At 60.0% G+C, this 16,058-nt stretch carries 15 protein-coding genes; 7 read left to right on the top strand and 8 right to left on the bottom strand.

What is annotated here, in order from left to right:
• Positions 1-56: 56 nt before the first annotated feature.
• From rfbC to XH90_RS27780, 3 genes are all read left to right on the top strand, one after another.
• Positions 57-611: a dTDP-4-dehydrorhamnose 3,5-epimerase gene (rfbC, locus tag XH90_RS27790; protein ID WP_194482834.1), complete on the top strand. Its 555-nt coding sequence runs from the start codon at positions 57-59 to the stop codon at positions 609-611.
• 1 nt (position 612) lies between these two features.
• Positions 613-1,509 (top strand): dTDP-4-dehydrorhamnose reductase, encoded by an 897-nt coding sequence (gene rfbD / locus XH90_RS27785; protein WP_194477475.1) that lies wholly within the window; start codon positions 613-615, stop codon positions 1,507-1,509.
• A gap of 109 nt (positions 1,510-1,618) precedes the next feature.
• Positions 1,619-2,041, top strand: coding sequence for a hypothetical protein (locus XH90_RS27780; protein ID WP_194477474.1), 423 nt, complete (start codon positions 1,619-1,621; stop codon positions 2,039-2,041).
• A gap of 77 nt (positions 2,042-2,118) precedes the next feature.
• Here the strand turns inward: XH90_RS27780 and XH90_RS27775 are convergent, their stop codons facing one another.
• Complete coding sequence (locus XH90_RS27775) at positions 2,119-2,853, bottom strand: metallophosphoesterase family protein (RefSeq protein WP_194477473.1); 735 nt, start codon at positions 2,851-2,853, stop codon at positions 2,119-2,121.
• A 166-nt stretch (positions 2,854-3,019) separates the two neighbouring features.
• Positions 3,020-3,298, bottom strand: a complete 279-nt coding sequence (locus tag XH90_RS27770) for a hypothetical protein (RefSeq protein ID WP_194477472.1) — start codon at positions 3,296-3,298, stop codon at positions 3,020-3,022.
• Positions 3,299-3,643: 345 nt separating this feature from the next.
• Between XH90_RS27770 and XH90_RS27765 the strand changes: the two genes are divergently transcribed.
• Positions 3,644-5,068 carry an undecaprenyl-phosphate glucose phosphotransferase gene (locus tag XH90_RS27765; RefSeq protein WP_246755605.1) on the top strand — a complete coding sequence of 475 codons (1,425 nt, stop codon included), beginning with the start codon at positions 3,644-3,646 and terminating at the stop codon, positions 5,066-5,068.
• Between the two features lie 289 nt (positions 5,069-5,357).
• Here the strand turns inward: XH90_RS27765 and XH90_RS27760 are convergent, their stop codons facing one another.
• Positions 5,358-6,728, bottom strand: coding sequence for a hypothetical protein (locus XH90_RS27760; RefSeq protein ID WP_194477471.1), 1,371 nt, complete (start codon positions 6,726-6,728; stop codon positions 5,358-5,360).
• A gap of 33 nt (positions 6,729-6,761) precedes the next feature.
• Here XH90_RS27760 and XH90_RS27755 point away from each other — a divergent pair, with 33 nt between their 5' ends.
• From XH90_RS27755 to XH90_RS27745, 3 genes are read left to right on the top strand one after another with little or no spacing between them, the layout of a single operon-like run.
• Complete coding sequence (locus XH90_RS27755; protein WP_194477470.1) at positions 6,762-7,973, top strand: glycosyltransferase family 4 protein; 1,212 nt, start codon at positions 6,762-6,764, stop codon at positions 7,971-7,973.
• Between the two features lie 11 nt (positions 7,974-7,984).
• The gene (locus XH90_RS27750) at positions 7,985-8,707 is read left to right on the top strand and encodes a bifunctional 2-polyprenyl-6-hydroxyphenol methylase/3-demethylubiquinol 3-O-methyltransferase UbiG (protein WP_194477469.1); all 723 of its coding nucleotides are present in this window, start codon (positions 7,985-7,987) and stop codon (positions 8,705-8,707) included.
• A gap of 22 nt (positions 8,708-8,729) precedes the next feature.
• Entirely contained in the window at positions 8,730-9,803 is a 1,074-nt protein-coding gene (locus tag XH90_RS27745) for a glycosyltransferase family 1 protein (RefSeq protein ID WP_194477468.1), read from the top strand.
• On the opposite strand, the gene XH90_RS27740 is transcribed toward XH90_RS27745, so the two are convergent.
• The 5 genes from XH90_RS27740 to XH90_RS27720 all read right to left on the bottom strand — a co-directional run bounded on the left by XH90_RS27740 (position 9,800) and on the right by XH90_RS27720 (position 15,979).
• On the bottom strand, positions 9,800-10,942 hold the full coding sequence (locus XH90_RS27740) for an acyltransferase (RefSeq protein ID WP_194477467.1): 1,143 nt from the start codon (positions 10,940-10,942) through the stop codon (positions 9,800-9,802). The genes XH90_RS27745 and XH90_RS27740 overlap by 4 nt on opposite strands.
• Before the next feature lie 47 nt (positions 10,943-10,989).
• On the bottom strand, positions 10,990-11,922 hold the full coding sequence (locus tag XH90_RS27735; protein WP_210348704.1) for a glycosyltransferase family 2 protein: 933 nt from the start codon (positions 11,920-11,922) through the stop codon (positions 10,990-10,992).
• Between the two features lie 224 nt (positions 11,923-12,146).
• A complete protein-coding gene (locus XH90_RS27730; protein WP_194477466.1) occupies positions 12,147-13,301 on the bottom strand; it encodes a glycosyltransferase family 4 protein in 1,155 nt (384 codons plus the stop codon).
• A gap of 31 nt (positions 13,302-13,332) precedes the next feature.
• Complete coding sequence (locus XH90_RS27725; protein ID WP_194477465.1) at positions 13,333-14,649, bottom strand: cellulase family glycosylhydrolase; 1,317 nt, start codon at positions 14,647-14,649, stop codon at positions 13,333-13,335.
• Between the two features lie 106 nt (positions 14,650-14,755).
• Entirely contained in the window at positions 14,756-15,979 is a 1,224-nt protein-coding gene (locus XH90_RS27720; RefSeq protein WP_194477464.1) for a glycosyltransferase, read from the bottom strand.
• Positions 15,980-16,058: the final 79 nt, after the last annotated feature.

The following is a 16,058-nucleotide window of genomic DNA, read 5'->3' as shown; positions in this document are numbered from 1 at the left end:
ATCAGATAGTGTGCGCTGCACAACATTGTTGTGTGCGCAGAGCTGAAGTCGCTGGAATGAACGTTATCAAGACAGATCTACCCGAGGTTCTGATCATCGAGCCGAAGCTTTTTGGTGATCAACGCGGCTTTTTCTTGGAGACCTATCAGTTCGAGCGCTACGCGCAGAGCGGGGTTGCGCGGCCATTCGTTCAAGACAATCTGTCACGCTCGCGTCATGGAGTGCTGCGCGGGCTGCATCTGCAAAATCCCGGCACGCAGGGCAAGCTCGTCACGGCGCTCCGCGGTCGGGTTCTCGATGTTGCAGTCGATGTCCGCGTCGGCAGCCCAAATTTTGGGCGCCACGTTGCCGTCGAATTGAGTGAGGACAATCGCCGGCAATTGTGGGTTCCTCGTGGCTTCGCTCATGGCTTCGCTGTTCTCTCCGAGACGGCTGATTTCTTCTACAAATGCGATGCGCTTTACAGCCCGAAAGACGAGATCTCGGTTCGGTGGAACGATCCGGCGATCGGCATCGACTGGGGTCTCGCCGAGCCCTCGCTTTCGCCGAAGGATGCCGACGCGCCCTTGCTCGCGGATGTGAAGAATCTCCCGCGATACGGAGAGATTTGACATGAAGATTCTTCTGACGGGAACCGCGGGCCAGGTGGGCGGAGCTCTGCTCCCGATGCTTCAGGGGCGCGCCGATATCGTTGCGCCTGAGCTGGAGCAGTTCGACCTGTCGCGGCCGGATGAGCTTGCCGGCAAGCTGGATTCGATCGAGCCCGACCTGATCATCAATCCCGCCGCCTATACCGCCGTCGATCGCGCGGAAGACGAGCGAGATCTCGCATTTCGCATCAATGCGGAAGCTCCCAGGGCGATTGCCCAATGGGCCGCGCCCCGTGGTGTACCGCTGGTGCACTTCTCGACGGATTACGTCTTTGACGGCTCCGGCGATCGTCCCTGGCGCGAGGACAGCATACCGGCGCCTCTTTCGGTTTACGGCCAAAGCAAGCTCGCCGGCGATCGGGCCATTGCCGAGGCCGGCGCCCTGCATGTGATCGCACGCACGTCGTGGGTGTATGCTGCGTCAGGCGCGAATTTCCTCAAGACGATCGTGCGGCTCGCCGGAGAACGCGAGCAGCTCCGCATCGTCGCCGACCAGATCGGCGCGCCGACGACAGCGAATGCGATTTCACAAGCGGTGGTTGCAATGCTGCCGCGGAGCGACGACGATCTTCACGAGACGTTCGAGCAGCGAGGCGGTGTCGTCAATCTGGTCTGCAAGGGCGAGACCAGCTGGCATGGTTTTGCAACCGCAATCGTTTCCGGCCTGGAAGCGAGGGGAGCCAAATTCGCCGTGAAGGAAATTGTTCCGATCCGTTCGGATGAATTTCCCGTCAAGGCGAAGCGGCCGTTCAATTCCCGTCTTGATCTCACGCGGCTGCGTGAGCGGTTCGGCATTACGCCGCCGAGCTGGCAGCAGGCGCTCGATCGCGAGCTGGATGCCCTCAAGGCGACGTTCTGAACGCCGGTTCACAGGCGCGCGGCCGGGCACAACGTTGCATGGCCTTTAGGCTTTGTTAACCATCCAGGGCCCATTTTCCGGTCTGGCGCCTCGAACCGGAAATGCACGCATGTTTCAGCTCTTCTTGCGGGCCCGAACTCACAATTTCCTGAAGGATCGCTTCGGCGGAGAGCAGGCGTTTCGCGCGCGCTCGCCCGAGCGCGACGCCGAGACCGATCGTACGCGCATCGAAGCCATCATGGTGGCGATTGACGAGGCTTTGCACGCCGCGGAGCGCGAGCAATCCGGCCTGAACCGCCGGGTGGAGGACGTGCTGGCGCGCGCGGCCGTGACCATCGGCAACGGCAATGACGAATATCTGGAGCGCGAGGCGCTGGACAATCACCACCAGGATCTGTTCGACAAGGAGATCCTGAACGGCCAGCGCAGGCTCAAGGAGCTCGGCGCTTCGATCGCCCATTTCAAGTTCCTGAAGGCAGCGATGCTCAGCCGGTTCCCGGAATACCGGCCGCCGGCGAGCCAGACCAACTGAACGCTCCGCGCGCACCAGACCCTTGTTTCGACACGTGTTCTTGACGTGAACCTCAATTCACGTCGCTCGCAAACACGCTAGATCGCGAGCATGCTGTTGCCCTGGATCGACAGCAGCGTGAGGTTGCCCGTCGCATATGCCCCAGTGTCGATATTGGCCCGATTCTCGAGCAACTCGGCCTGGCGTACGGGCGTGTGGCCGTGGACGACGTACTTGCCAAAGCGCTTCTTGCTCTGAAGAAATTCGTCCCTGATCCACAGCAGATCCTGCTCACGCTGCTCAGACAGCGGGATTCCGGGGCGAACGCCCGCATGTACGAAGAAAAAATCGCCGCAGGTGAATGTCGGCCGCAACTGACGCAGGAACGCGATGTGCTGCGGCGGCATCACGGACGTGAGCTCGCGCACGACATCGGACTGTTCGTCCTTGCTGAGATCGGGCGCCGCCGAGACTCCATAGGACATCAGGGTCTGGATTCCGCCGAACTGAAACCAGTCGGTCGTGCGCGATGGATCGTCCAGCACGGAGGTGAAATAGGCCTCATGGTTGCCCTTGAGAAAGACCGTGTTGCGGCGGCGGCTGCGGTCGATCAGGAGGTCGAGAGTGTGACGCGAATCCGGTCCGCGATCGATGTAGTCCCCGAGAAAGACCTCGATCGCCCGATAAGGCCGGCTGTTCGCCATATCGGCATCGATGACGGCGAACATCTGTTCAAGCAGATGCGCGCAGCCGTGGATGTCGCTGAGGGCGTAAATCCGCACGCCGTTCGGCAGCTTCGGCCGGGGCGCGTTTTGAGTCGGGGGCGTGACCATGGGGTCCAACTCTTGGAGAGAGCTTGGCCCGAGATGTCAATATGCTATCGACCAATTCGGGTCAGCATGAATGGCTTTTTTTCGTGCATGTCGTGTGAACGCCCATTCGCGCGACCGTGGTGTCACCCGCGCGGCTTGACGAGGCGTTGATTTGCCGCGCGCCGTGTCAGCCGAAGCTGCGGTTGTCGAGCGACGGTGCAGCCTTGGTGCGATACGTCGCCGCGCGGGCGCGGACCAGCATCGCGCCGCAGAGATAGCCGAGCTGGAGCACCGTCGCAAACACCAGGATCGTAACGACCGTGTGAGCTGCTCCCTGGCCCTGCCAGGCCGAGATCGCGCCGATCATCGATGCACCGAGAACGATGGCCGGAGGCAGGATGAAAATCCGGAATCGGCCACCCAGCAACGACCCGATCAGCAGGCTAAAGACAGCGACGGTACTCACGGCACAACTCCCCCGAAACTGTCACGAGTGTTAAGGGGGGCGACCTAAGGGCGGCTTAAGCAACAGGGTTGAGCAATCGTTCAAATACACGCGCGATGATTTGTAAAATTTGCGCGACCTGACGCAAAACATGGCGCTGTGCTCAGTTGGATGTCACGCTTGTGACAGCACTTTGAGCATGCGCGTGCACGCGCGTCGTATTGCAGAAAATCGATTTGATTTTTTCGTTGCAGTGCCGCAATGTTGCTTTGTTTGGTTAAGACATTGCCCAAGACACATCGAGTATTTGAATCGATCTCCTTGCAATTCTGGATTGCGAGTGCGTGACGAGGCAGCGAGGATCGGATGGCTGTAGCGACTTATGGTTCGGAAAACTATTATCCGGTTGTATCGAGCCGCCGCGGCGCTCTCCAAAGACCTCTCCAGATCGCTCTGATCGCGAGCGACTTCCTCGCGCTTCTGCTCAGCTACTTCGCGGCGAACGGCCTGTATCGTCTGCTGGTCGCCGAGCAGGACTCATCCGTCGGCGCTGGTCTCGTCGTGGCAGCGGTGTTCGTGATGATCTCGTATTTTCAGGGCATCTATGATCATCATCGCCTCCTGAATACGCTCTGGCAGCTCCGCAAGACGTTGGCGATCTGGATCATCTCGCTGACCATTCTCGCGGTCGAGGCGTTCCTGCTCAAATCTTCCGCGGATCTGTCGCGGGGCACTACGCTGCTGTTTGCGGCGACTGGCGGAGTTGCCCTGGGAGGGCTCCGCGTGCTGTGGCGCATCGCCTTGAACTCGAGCTATGCGAAGGGCCGCCTGGTCGACAGGAAGGTCGTGCTTCTCAGTCTCAAGCCGCTCGACTTCACGTCGAGCCGCTTCAAGGATCTCCGCAAACACGGTTTCAATGTCGTGCGGCACTTCGTGCTCGAGCCGTCCGAGGATGGTGCGGGATGGGACCGCGAGATCCGCGATGTGGTGCGGCAGGCGCGGACCGCAGATGCGGAAGAGTATCTCCTGGTCATCGACTGGGATGAAATGCCTCTGCTCCAGAAGCTCAGTCAGCACCTGCGCGTGGTTCCGCAACCGATCCGGCTCTTGCCGGACTTTCCGATCGCCGACCTGGTCTCGCGCCCATTCCAGCCCGTCAGTGGAACTGTCGCGATCGAGATTCAACGTGCGCCGCTGACCGTGTTCGAGCGCGCGCAGAAACGTTGCCTCGATATCGGTCTCGCCTCGTTCGCGCTGTTGCTGCTGGCGCCACTGCTGGTGACGGCCGCGATCATGATCAGGCTCGACTCGATGGGGAACATCATCTTCAAGCAATCTCGGCGTGGGTTCAACGGCAAGCCGTTCGAGATCTGGAAGTTTCGCTCGATGACTGTGGCGGAGAACGGCCACACCGTCACGCAGGCGACCAAGAGCGACGCCCGGGTCACGCGCGTTGGACGCGTGCTGCGCCGGACCAGCATCGACGAGCTGCCGCAGCTCTGGAATGTTCTGCGCGGTGAGATGTCCCTGGTCGGGCCGCGGCCGCATGCGCTGGCCCACGATAACTACTACGATCCGATGATCAGCAACTACGTTTACCGACACCATATGAAGCCGGGCCTGACGGGTTGGGCTCAGGTCAATGGTTTTCGCGGTGAAACGCCGACCATCGACTTGATGGAAAAGCGCGTCGAGTACGATGTCTGGTACGTCAGTAACTGGAGCATCTGGCTCGATATCAAGATCATCTTCAAGACTGCCTTGGCGCTGGTCCATCAGGAAGCATATTGACGGATGCGTTTCACTCCGCTGGCGATGTTGGGCCAACTCGAGATGGGCGCCGCTGCATTCCAGCGTGACAGGTGATCCACCAATGTGCTGGAGCGCGGAGCGTCGTTACGCCCGCGGCGCATTGTTTCCTCCCCGTCTGATTTGAGCGCCTATTGGGCGCCGAGCCAAGCATCCCCTTAGGACTGCCATGAAGGGCGACGGGCCGTACCCGACGCTCCGTATTGTGTCGTGATGGCGTGCTTGGCTGTGTGGCAGGTCTCCAGAGACGTGAGATGATGGAACGAGGACGTCAACGAACGATCTTCGCCTTCAGGTCGATTGGCGCAGTGGTCGGTAACGTAATGACGACGGGCGTAGCTCCGATTTGTACCGTCCTCGAGGTCGTCTTCTGTTGGCACAATGGGGTGTATTCCGGTTCTGTGCCGCCTGGAAATTCGAGGGTTGCCGAGATCTTCTCTTGCGACGTCCAGGCAATGAGCCGCTTTCCTGCGGAGGTCGTTGCCTCGATGACCGACAATTCGGGGAGGGGGCGCTCGAACCGCATCGCGCTTGCGCTCTTGATGATGCCGATCGCCTCACGGGTCAAACACGCGGCCGGCTTCGGCGCATACGCAAAATCGTAGAGGCCAAAGTTGTCCTCCAGGGCGGCCGGATCAGGGCCCTGATCCTTCATTTCGTAGACCCAGGCCCCCTTCAACCAAGGTGTAGCGGCCGTCCAGAGCAGGAATTGCGCGATATTGTTTGCCGCTGCCTGCGTCGAGATCGGACACATCTTCGAGGCCGTGGGCCAGCCTACTTCGGTCACGTAGATCGGAATGTTCGATCCGGCCGAATCGAGCAATTGGCGGAGGTTGCTGATCTGTCGGATCGCAGCCTCTGCAGTTCGGTTGGACACATCGCGCTCGCAATGATTGTAGAGGTGGACGGACAAGCCGCTGGCCCCCTCCAGCGCGCCGGAACGCACCAGCGCCATCGTCCATTTCCAATCGGGATCCATCCCGACCGCGCCGATCAAGACCTGCGCTTTCGGGGCTACGGCGCGTATCCGTGCGAGCGCCTCCTTCGCGAGGGCAGAATAGTGGCTCGCCGCGCGCGGATCGCTCGGATCACCTTCGCCGACCAGGAACGGACGCCCCTGCACGGCGTTCATATTCCATTCGTTCCAGATCTCGTAGATCGGATTTCGCTTGGCGGTCGTCAGCACGGCCTTCGCCGCAAAGTCGGCGAAGTTTTTTCGGCCGACATCGCTCAGAGGAGGTGCGCCGTCGGGAACGAGGGGATTGGGGTGACCTAGAATGAGCAGCGGCCTTGCCTGGGTCTGATCCAGGAAATCGAACAGTTTGAAGGGTTCGCGGGCGACTTGCGTTGTCGCATCGCCAATCGCCGGCCCGGCCCGAAACAGACTCCAAGCCAGATCGTCCCTGACTGAATCGAAGGCGTCGGAGCGCAATATCTGCGCAGACTTTTGCGGGGAATAGCCATACTCTCCGCCTATCCCAAAGTGCACGCCGACGCCGATGATCGGGCGATCGGGACGTTCGGCCAGCGGCTGCTTGCCAATCGAGAAGGATGTCGTTTCATTGGCAGCATAGATTTTGCCGAAGAGCAGGCCTACTGCGATGATCGCAAGTGCCAACCCTCTTTTTGCCGCTTTGGCCATCTTCATCTCTATTGTGTCAGGTAACGAACGTAGATGCGAATTCTCATCGTTTCAGCTTTCTTTCCGCCCTTTATCCAGGGTGGAGCTGAACTTTCCGCGCGCAATCTGGCTGCATGGCTCCATGCGAACGGTCATGAGGTCGCGATCCTGACCACGTCACCGTCCCCGACGGACGAGGTGAGGGGGACGATCGTTGACGGACTCAAAGTCTGGCGCATTCACATGCCTCGGCCGTATCAGGTGTTTGAAGCTGCACAAAAAGCCGGTTTACAGAAATCAATCTGGCATCTTCAAGACCATTTTGATCCTCGCAACGACCGGGTCATGCGCCAGGTCCTCGACGAATTTGTTCCCGATGTCGTCAACATTCACGTCCTGCAGGGTGTCGGCTGGAATACCCTTCGCGTGATAGGTGCCCGCAACATTCCCGTCGTCTTGACGCTTCACGACCTCAGCCTCGCTTGCGTGAAGATGGCGATGTTCAAGTCCGGCCGGGAGTGCGAGCGCCTATGCCCACCTTGCGCGTTTTCGTCGAGAGCGAAGCTTGCCTTTCTCCGCTCGGTCCCGCGGCTGGGATTCGTGTCGCCTTCGCTCGCGATTCTTCGCAGGCTGGCGGCGTTTCAACCGATTCAGGCCTGGCCTCAGGCTCATATCCTCAATCCCAATAAATCACCGCACCCGACCGTCGAGAAAGGTGCATCGAAGACTGTCCGTTTCCTGTATGTCGGACGTCTGCATGAATCGAAAGGGCTGTACGTTCTCCTTGAGGCCCTCGAGCCGTTGTCGGCACGCCACGAGTTCATGCTGACGCTGGTGGGCACGGGCCCTAGCGAAGACGATCTCAAGCGGCGCTTTGGCCATCATCGCTGGATCGAATTCGCAGGGCATGTGCCGGTGCAGGAAGTCGCCAATCGCATGGCTCAAAGCGACCTCCTTTTCGTGCCGTCCATATGGTTCGAAAACTCGCCAGGAGTGATCATCGAAGCGCTCGGACAGGGCCTTCCCGTCATGGGAAGCAACGCCGGCGGAATACCTGAACTCGTGATGCACGAGAAAAATGGTATCCTTGTGGAGGCTGGCGATGTAAGAGCCTGGGGTGCGGCGATCGAAAGCGTTCTCGATCATCCGGAGCGCCTCGAGGCGTACAAGGACAGCGCCGGCGCGGCCATGCAAGAGTTCAATCAGGACACTTTGGGGCGGCGGGTCGTTGCCTTCTACGAGAGCGTGAGGGCGCAGCCTGCATGAATTCTTCCTCGATGGAACAGCCGGCCCCCGACGCAACGAGCCGGTACAGACAGGACGACTACGCCGTCGACAATCCGGATTGGCACGAGGAAGATGCGCCGTGGAAGGCCGCGCATATCCGCACGATTCTCGATCGCAACCGCCTCCAGTGGCGGACGCTCGCCGACATCGGCTGCGGGACGGGTGCAATCGTCGAAATCCTGTCCAGGCAATATCAGCAATCGAGATTCGAAGGCTTTGAGGTCTCGCCCTACGCTCACGAACTGTCCCTCAAACGAGCGTCGGACAATCTGGGCTTCAGCATGGAGGATGCGTTTCAGAGCGGCAAGCAATTCGATCTGGCGATGGCGATCGACGTGGCGGAACATGTCGAGAATCCTTTCGAATTCCTCCGGGCGATGGGAAGGATGTCGCGTTGGCAAGTCATCCATGTGCCGCTCGACATGAGCGCCCTAGCAGTCGGCCGCGGCTGGGTGCTGCCGGCTGCCCGTCGCACGCTGGGGCATATCCACTATTTCTCGCGGGACAGCGCGCTGTCCCTGATTGCGGAATCGGGCCTGGAGACGATCGACTCTTTCTACACGGCCTGGGCGATCGATCAGTCGTACAAGACCTGGAAGAAGCGGTTGGCTGCATGGCCGCGACGCCTGGCGTTTCTCGCTGCCCCCGACGCCACGGTCCGGCTCGTCGGCGGATGGTCTCTCATGGTTCTGAGCCGCTCGAAGCTGCCGTAGACCCTGCGAAGCCACAACCCGCATGCCTGATGTTTTCATAAACGGTCGCTTTCTGTCGCAGCCCGTCAGCGGTGTCCAGCGATTTGCCGCGGAGATTGTCAAGGCGATCGATCAACTGATTGACCGGCAGCAATTGCCTGAGCGCCTCGCTGGTGCGACCTGGACGCTCCTTGCGCCGCCGAATGCGGAGGATCGCCTTTCGCTGAAGCACATCCGCATCGCGAAGATCGGAAAGCGGACGGGGCACGCCTGGGACCAGATCGATCTGGCTTCGGCCGCGCGGAGCGGCACGCTCATCAGCCTCGCCAATTCCGGGCCCGTGCTGCATCGTCGGCATCATATCGTGCTTCACGACGCGCAGGTCTTTCGGCATCCCGAGTTCTTCAGCCGCAGCTATGGGCAATTTCACCGTTGTCTCGGATGGCTTTACGCCAGCACCGCGCGCATCATGACGGTGTCGCATTTCTCGCAACGGGAGCTCTCCGAAGTCCTGAAGATTCCGGCCCGCGACATCGCCGTTTGCTCGAACAGCGCCGAGCATCTTGCAGGCATTCCGGCTGACGATGCGATCTTGCAGAGGCTCAACCTGGTGCCGGGTCGATATTTTCTGGCGATCGGCTCCAACAAGCGAAACAAGAACATCGACCTCGTCACCCGGGCTATAAGATCTCTCCCCAGCGATTACCCCCTGGTGATCGTGGGCGCCGCCAACGAGCGGGTTTTCGGCCGCAGCGATGCAACTGGCGATGATCGTGTGATCCCCGCGGGGCATATCTCGGACGCGTCCATGGCGGCCTTGTATCGCCATGCAACCGCGCTGATCTTCCCAAGCCTGTACGAGGGGTTTGGCGTGCCTCCGCTGGAGGCCATGGTGTTCGGGTGTCCCGTGATCGTGTCGGATATCGCGGTGTTGCGCGAGGTATGCGGAGATGCGGCCGAGTATTGCAGCCCGACTGATCCCGAACATCTGGCTCGTCTGATGCGGGAGCGGATCGAGAAGGGAGCGCTGTCTGACGCCGAAATCATGCGTCAGGCAACGCAGAGATCGCGGTATACGTGGATCTCTTCCGCGCTGGCGATGGTCAACTCGATCTAGTCCGACGAGGGCGCTGGCACGTTACGGTCGGCAATATCCCGAGATGCGCCTTGAAAGCCCGACGCGATCGTCGTGGTCCCGGTGGAGAGGAACAGCCGCTGCATCCAGGCGGCCTTCATCAGAGGGGCTTCAATCAGGCGATGGAAAACGATGGCCGCCATCTGACAGATCGCGATGATGGTCACAAAATACAGAGCGCGCGGCGCCGCGATCGTTGCGTTGAGCTTGACCGCGATCTTCGCAAGCAGCGAGATCAGCGGATAATGAATGAGATAGAGCGCGTACGACGCGGCCCCGGCCTCCTCCAACGGAGCGATTTTCCGGTTGAGGGACGGCATGGAGCACGCGCCGTGGATAATTCCTGCTGCGCCGAGCCCAAATAAGAGGAGTTCGCCGTTTGGAGGAATCTGTTTCGACATCGCGAAGTAGAAGGTGACAGCGAAAACGATCAGCCCTGCGAGGAGAAAGTAGGGGCCACCGGCAGAATGTCCACGTATGTAGAGCCATGCGATGCCGACCCCGCATAGAAACAGCACGTGATTGTTGTTGAAGATGAAGTCGATCAGCCAGCCCTTGTCGCCGAACAGGGCGAGGGGGAGGCCGATGAAGCCCCATGTCACCAGAAGCCAGAACCCGATCTTCCTGTTCCAGAGAAAGCACGCGAACAGGGCGTAAAAGAGGATTTCGTGGCGAAGCGTCCACTCCGTAGCCAGGATCACCTCTTCCTTCACCGGCAAGATCAGGAGCGACAAGACGACGTCGGCGCTGTCCGGCACCCTCGTCGCAAAGCCGAGAAATGACAGGACGATCAGGGGAACGAGTACGATCCAAAGCGATGGATAGATGCGACGGAATCGCTTCGTCAAGAAGCGGGCGACCATGCTCCCGTTGCCTTCGGAGTCGCGATGATGCGCCAGGTAGATGACGAAGCCGCTCAGAACAAAGAACAGCTGAACGCCCGAATGGCCGGCCTTGAACAACGGAAACGTGCTGACGCCGAAGTATTTCGGCAAGATCATGGTCACTTCGCAGTGGTAGGCGACCACGAGCAGCGCCGCGACGGCCCGGATCCAGTTCAGCTGCAAAAGCTGTCCCTGTCGCGGCACCGGAGCTTCTTTTTGCGGAAGTTGTGACGTCATGAAGGATCGCTTCCCCGGTCAAATGGCGGCGTGAAGAGGCCGACCACTCAATGCTGAGCCTTTCGCTTGACGATCTTGCCGACGCCCGGTGGCCGGAATAGCGGAACCGAAAATCGCGACCTGAAAAGAAGCAGGCTGTGAATGTGCGTCCGGCCGGCAAACGTAAGAGGACCGGCGGCGCTTGACCGCTGATGGTCATGCACCAGCTTGGCTCCCGGCATGCCCTTGATCTTGTGTCCCGCGCGCCAGAGGCGGGCACAGAGATCAACATCCTCCATGTACAGGAAATAGCTCTCGTCCATTCCCTCGATTTGCTCGAATGCGGAGCGTCGGACGACAAACCCGGTGCCCATGACCCATTCCGCGTCGAACGGCTCCCCGGTGTCCCAGGCGTCCATCATCAGATGCTTCTTGCCACGTTGCGGCACCATCGACCCGATCCAGTCCACGCGCCGGGCGAGGACGTCGAACACCGAGTAGAAGCGGCGAGCCGAATACTGCCGGCTGCCGTCGGGATTGACGAGATCCATCCCGACCAGCGCGGTTTCGGGATGCCGCTCCATGTAGTCGACGACGGCCGCGACGCTGTTGAATTCGAAGTAAGTGTCTGGGTTGAGGATCAGAAGATAGTCGGCAGTCGTCTTCGCCACGCCCAGATTGACGCCGGCGCCAAACCCGCCGTTGCGGTCGGTGGCGATCGTCCTGATGTCGGGTAGAGCCTTGCGAATTTCCTCGAGCGAATTGTCTCCGGAACAATTGTCGACGACAAGCACGCCATCCCGATCCACCACGCGATGCTCCAGCATCGACTGTATGCAGCGGATGGTCAGTTGGGGAGTTCTGAAGTTGACGATGACCGCCTGGAGCTTACTCGGGCAGCTCATTGAGCGAAAATCCTGCGGCGTGAGAACTGTGGCAAATCGTCGATCCAGGCGGAACAATCCAGAGTGGATGGGCACATCATGCTGACGTTCCGGCAAATTGCGATGCCGGTCATCAGTGCTCTGCCTTCCATGGCTTCAGGTCACGGCTCATATCATAATTCCCTGGAACACCATGCAACAAACGCCGTCGCGAGGCGTCTCTTTTAGTGTCATCTTCTGCATGAATTTGATGCAGATCGTTCTTGCACGATCGGCTTTCGGTTTGGCGCGCATGTGCCATGTCGGCGGCGTCGGGCAAATTGGGCGGGCGCGGGACATGATCACAACTTTTGAGCTTTGTCGGATCTGTCGGGGAAAGCGTTGACCGGAATCGAGATCGACAATGCTCCAAAGAATCGGACGGCTGCCTGTCGCGCGTCCGCATAGAGGCGCCGGGCGTGCGTCACGCACATCGAGGAAACGTCTCCTCTGTCCACGTTGCATTGATCGATGATGCGACCCATCAGGGCGCAGTCGTCGTTCGGAACGAAGGACAGTAGCCTGTCTCCCGAACGAATCCGCTCGGGAATGCAGCCGGTGCTCGAAGCCACGACGTCGCAGCCGCTGCTGTAGGATTCGAGCAAGACGAGAGGGTCGGCCTCGTCGAGCAGACGCGATGGAAGAACAAAGATGTCGATGGAGCGATAGAAGGCTGCTTTGTCCGGGCCGTAAACCGGCCCCAGATATGCAGCCTTGTCGGGGTGCCGCGCGCAAAATGCGAGAATCTCGTCCTTCAGGGAAGGGTCACGAACCGGACCAGCCAGCACCAAACGGAAATCGCTTCGAACCTGAAACATCCGATCGGCAAGCTCCATCAGGTAGACAATGCCCTTCTCGCGGGTGATCACGCTCAGGTGTCCCAGCGTGACCGGCCCCGAGCGTTCGGGCATACGGTCTAAGGGCTCGTAAAACAGGAAGGAATTGGGGAGCACAAGGCTCTGAGATTGTTGCGGGCCGCTCAGATAAAGCGCCGCATATCGTTCTCTCATTCCCTCCGATAGGAAAATATGGTGCTGGTACTTGCTGCCTACGCCCGCCAGCAGCCTTGCGGACAGCGCCGGAGACTGATTGATCGGCCGAAAGGAATGGTGATGTACGTAGTGGTCGAGATGGCGAAGGCGCAGTGCTGCGACCGTGAGCAGAAATGCCCAGACGCCACCCTGGCCGGGCGGCGATGTATAGACGTCGTCTTCGCGCCGGGCGAAGAGCAGTATGATCAACGGCAGCAGCAGCGCGCCAGCAATTTTCTCTGATCTGGTTCCGCCCAGCGGCAGGCACGTCGGCACGCGATAGGGGCGCAAGAATTCCAACAGCGCCGTGTTGTAGACGGATTGCCCGTGCAGGGGAGGTGGCATCGGGCCGATGAACCACAGTCGAGCAGCGCCGCGCTTCTTCTTGCGCAGCTCTGAGATCAGTGTCTTGCAGTACAACAGCATCGGAACTCGCTTCAGGGCTCGGTCACGCGCTTCATTTCGTCCCTGGAGCGGGCAGTGCTCCCGTATCCACGGCTACGGTGATTTGAGCGCCTTGGTCAAATTCGTAGACGACGGGCTGCGCTCCCAGACTGGCAGGCTGGCTTGTCGGTATTGTGTCGCCGCACATCATACGGGCGTGTGTCGCCGGAACGTCGAACCTGTAATTCGCGCGCTTGAAGGGGCCTGACGTCCAGAGCGCGACTGTCTGTCCCCTCGCCGTGATGGCCCGTAGCACGAAGACATCAGGGAACGGCTCGCGCAATTCCAGCAGCTTGGCCGATTTGACCAGGTCTATGGCCTCGCGCATGAAGCAGGCGGCGGGCTTCGGCTGATCGTCGAATGTGAAAAGGCCATAGTTGTTTTCGCGGTCCACCGGATCCGGCCCGATATTCTTCAGTTCGTGCATCCACGCTCCCTTGAGCCATGGCAACGTGGCGCTCTGCAGGACGAAGTGGGCGAAATTGTAAGCGGAAACATCCAGCGGCATGCCGCAATTGCCTTGCGAGGTCGGCCAGCCGAACTCGGTGACATAAATGGGAGTCTGCTGACCATTCCTGATCGTTTTGAGCGCGTTCTGCAGCTTTTCCAGGCGAACGATCATCTCCTTGGCCGTTCGATCGGATACCAGTCTCGCGCATTGGTTGTAGAGGTGAACCGACAGGCCGTCGGCGTGATCGAGCGCGCCATACCGCGTGATGGCTTGTGCCCATACCCAGTCCGTGTCGTCGCCGACGGCACCCACGATCACTGTTGCATGAGGGTTTGCCTTCTTGATCGTATCGACTGCGGCTCGCGCAATGCGCGCATAGTGAACCGCGGCTCGCGGATCACTCGCCTCGCCGGCGCCCTGCAAGCGCGGCATGCGAGGTCCCGTGCCGATGTACATATTCCATTCATTCCATATTTCGTAGATCGGGTCGTACTGTCTTGTGGCGTCGACGACTGCCGCAAGATAGCGATCGAAGTATTGCAGGCCTTCTTCGGAGACGGGAGGGACGCCGCCCGGAACCTGACTGTTGGCGCCACCGAGGTTGAGGAGCGGCTTGAACCGCGCCTGTGGAAGAAAGCTCATCAATCGCTCGGAGTAGACGAGAGACGGAGCTCCCGTCCTGAAATCGAACGATTGCCAGGGCAGATAGTCGCGGAAAGAGACCGCGCCGATGTCGTTCAGCTGCTTGATGCCCTGGGCAACCGAGTTGTAGCCGAGCGTGCGTCGCAAGCCATAGTGGATATTGGCACCATAGATTGGTCTGGGTGTCGTCGCAGGTGCATCCCGATGGGCAAAAACGACCATCTTCGTCTCTGCCATCACTGGTCGTGTGAGGAGGGGAGCGAGGCTCATGGTCGCCAAGGTCGCCGCAATGAACTTTGCGACGCAGGTGGTCCGAAATGTCATTTGAGATGTCGCTTCCACGTCACTGCGCCGGTCGGCCGCCAGAATTCACGATCCGATCCATGAATGCGGCATAGCGCTTGCCGATGAAATCCTGGTCGAATTCATTGGCGCGGCTCGTCGCGTTGCGCTGAAATTTGTTGAGGCGCTCGCGGTCCACGACGAGCAGCTTGAGGGCGTTGCTCCATGCAGCGATGTCTCCCGGCGCGACGAGCAGGCCCGTCTCGTCGTGTTGGACCAGCTCGGGGATGCCTCCGACCTCGCTGCCAATGACGGGGACGCCCATGCCGAGTGCCTGGATGACGACGCCGGGAGAATTTTCCAGCCATATGGACGGAATGCAGAGGACGTCGCTGCCGGCGATGCGATTGATCGCCTCCTGGAGCGGCACGTGTCCCGTGAATTCGATGCGTGGGCGATGACCGTATTTCTGCCGTAAAGTTTCCTCCTCCGCGCCGCCGCCGACGATCGTGAGAGAATAATCCAGATCGTGAATCATATCGGCGGCCTGTATCAGCATGTCGACGCCCTTGGCCGCGTGGAGACGCCCAACGTAGATGAAGCGCACCGTGGCGGATGCCGTCCTCGTCACCGACGGCGCCGGATACTTGTTCGCGTTCAGGATATGAGCGGTCGGATAGGCGTCGAGCGCCTGGAAGCGGGCATTGCGTTCCAGATTTGCGCGCGACGGCGCGCAAAACCCGATACGTCGAACCGAGCGGAAGTCGCTGCGCTTGAAGGCCGCCGATGCCTTGCACGGCGAACATTGTCGTTCGCAGGTCTTTCCGTCGCGAAACATGGTCAGGCGCACGCAGGACAGCGCGAGGTCAGGCATCACGTACATCACGGGAATGTCGCGCTTGCCGAGTTCGGAAAGCACATTGTGGCCGATCCCGGTGAGATAATGCACGTTGCAGAAATCAGGTCTGAATTCCTCGAGGACCTTGGCGACCGTGCTTCGGTTGCGCGGATCGAGGTGGTCCTGCAGATGCCAGATGGGTTTGAGATATTTTTGCTCGACCGCGCCTTGCGCGAAGATCGGGTATGGGCGCGGCATGTAGATGCTCCAGATTTTCATGCCGTCGACGATCTCGCCGAACTTCTCCTCCGAAGGCGATTTTGCTGCCGTGAGTACGCCGATTTCATGTCCCTGCTTCTGGAGCCAGGATGAGAGGTTGAATGCGGAAATTTCAGCACCGCCGAGCACGTTCGGAGGGAACATGGCCGAGACGACCAAAATGCGCATACTCTCAAGCTCCAAATGACCAGGAATCTGGCTCGTTTAGCCGCTGACACGGCGCGTTTTTATGACGCGCGCCAGCCAT

It is taken from the genome of Bradyrhizobium sp. CCBAU 53338 (assembly GCF_015291665.1).
Taxonomy (GTDB): Bacteria; Pseudomonadota; Alphaproteobacteria; order Rhizobiales; family Xanthobacteraceae; genus Bradyrhizobium.
This window is presented reverse-complemented; position numbering and strand designations above follow the sequence as displayed.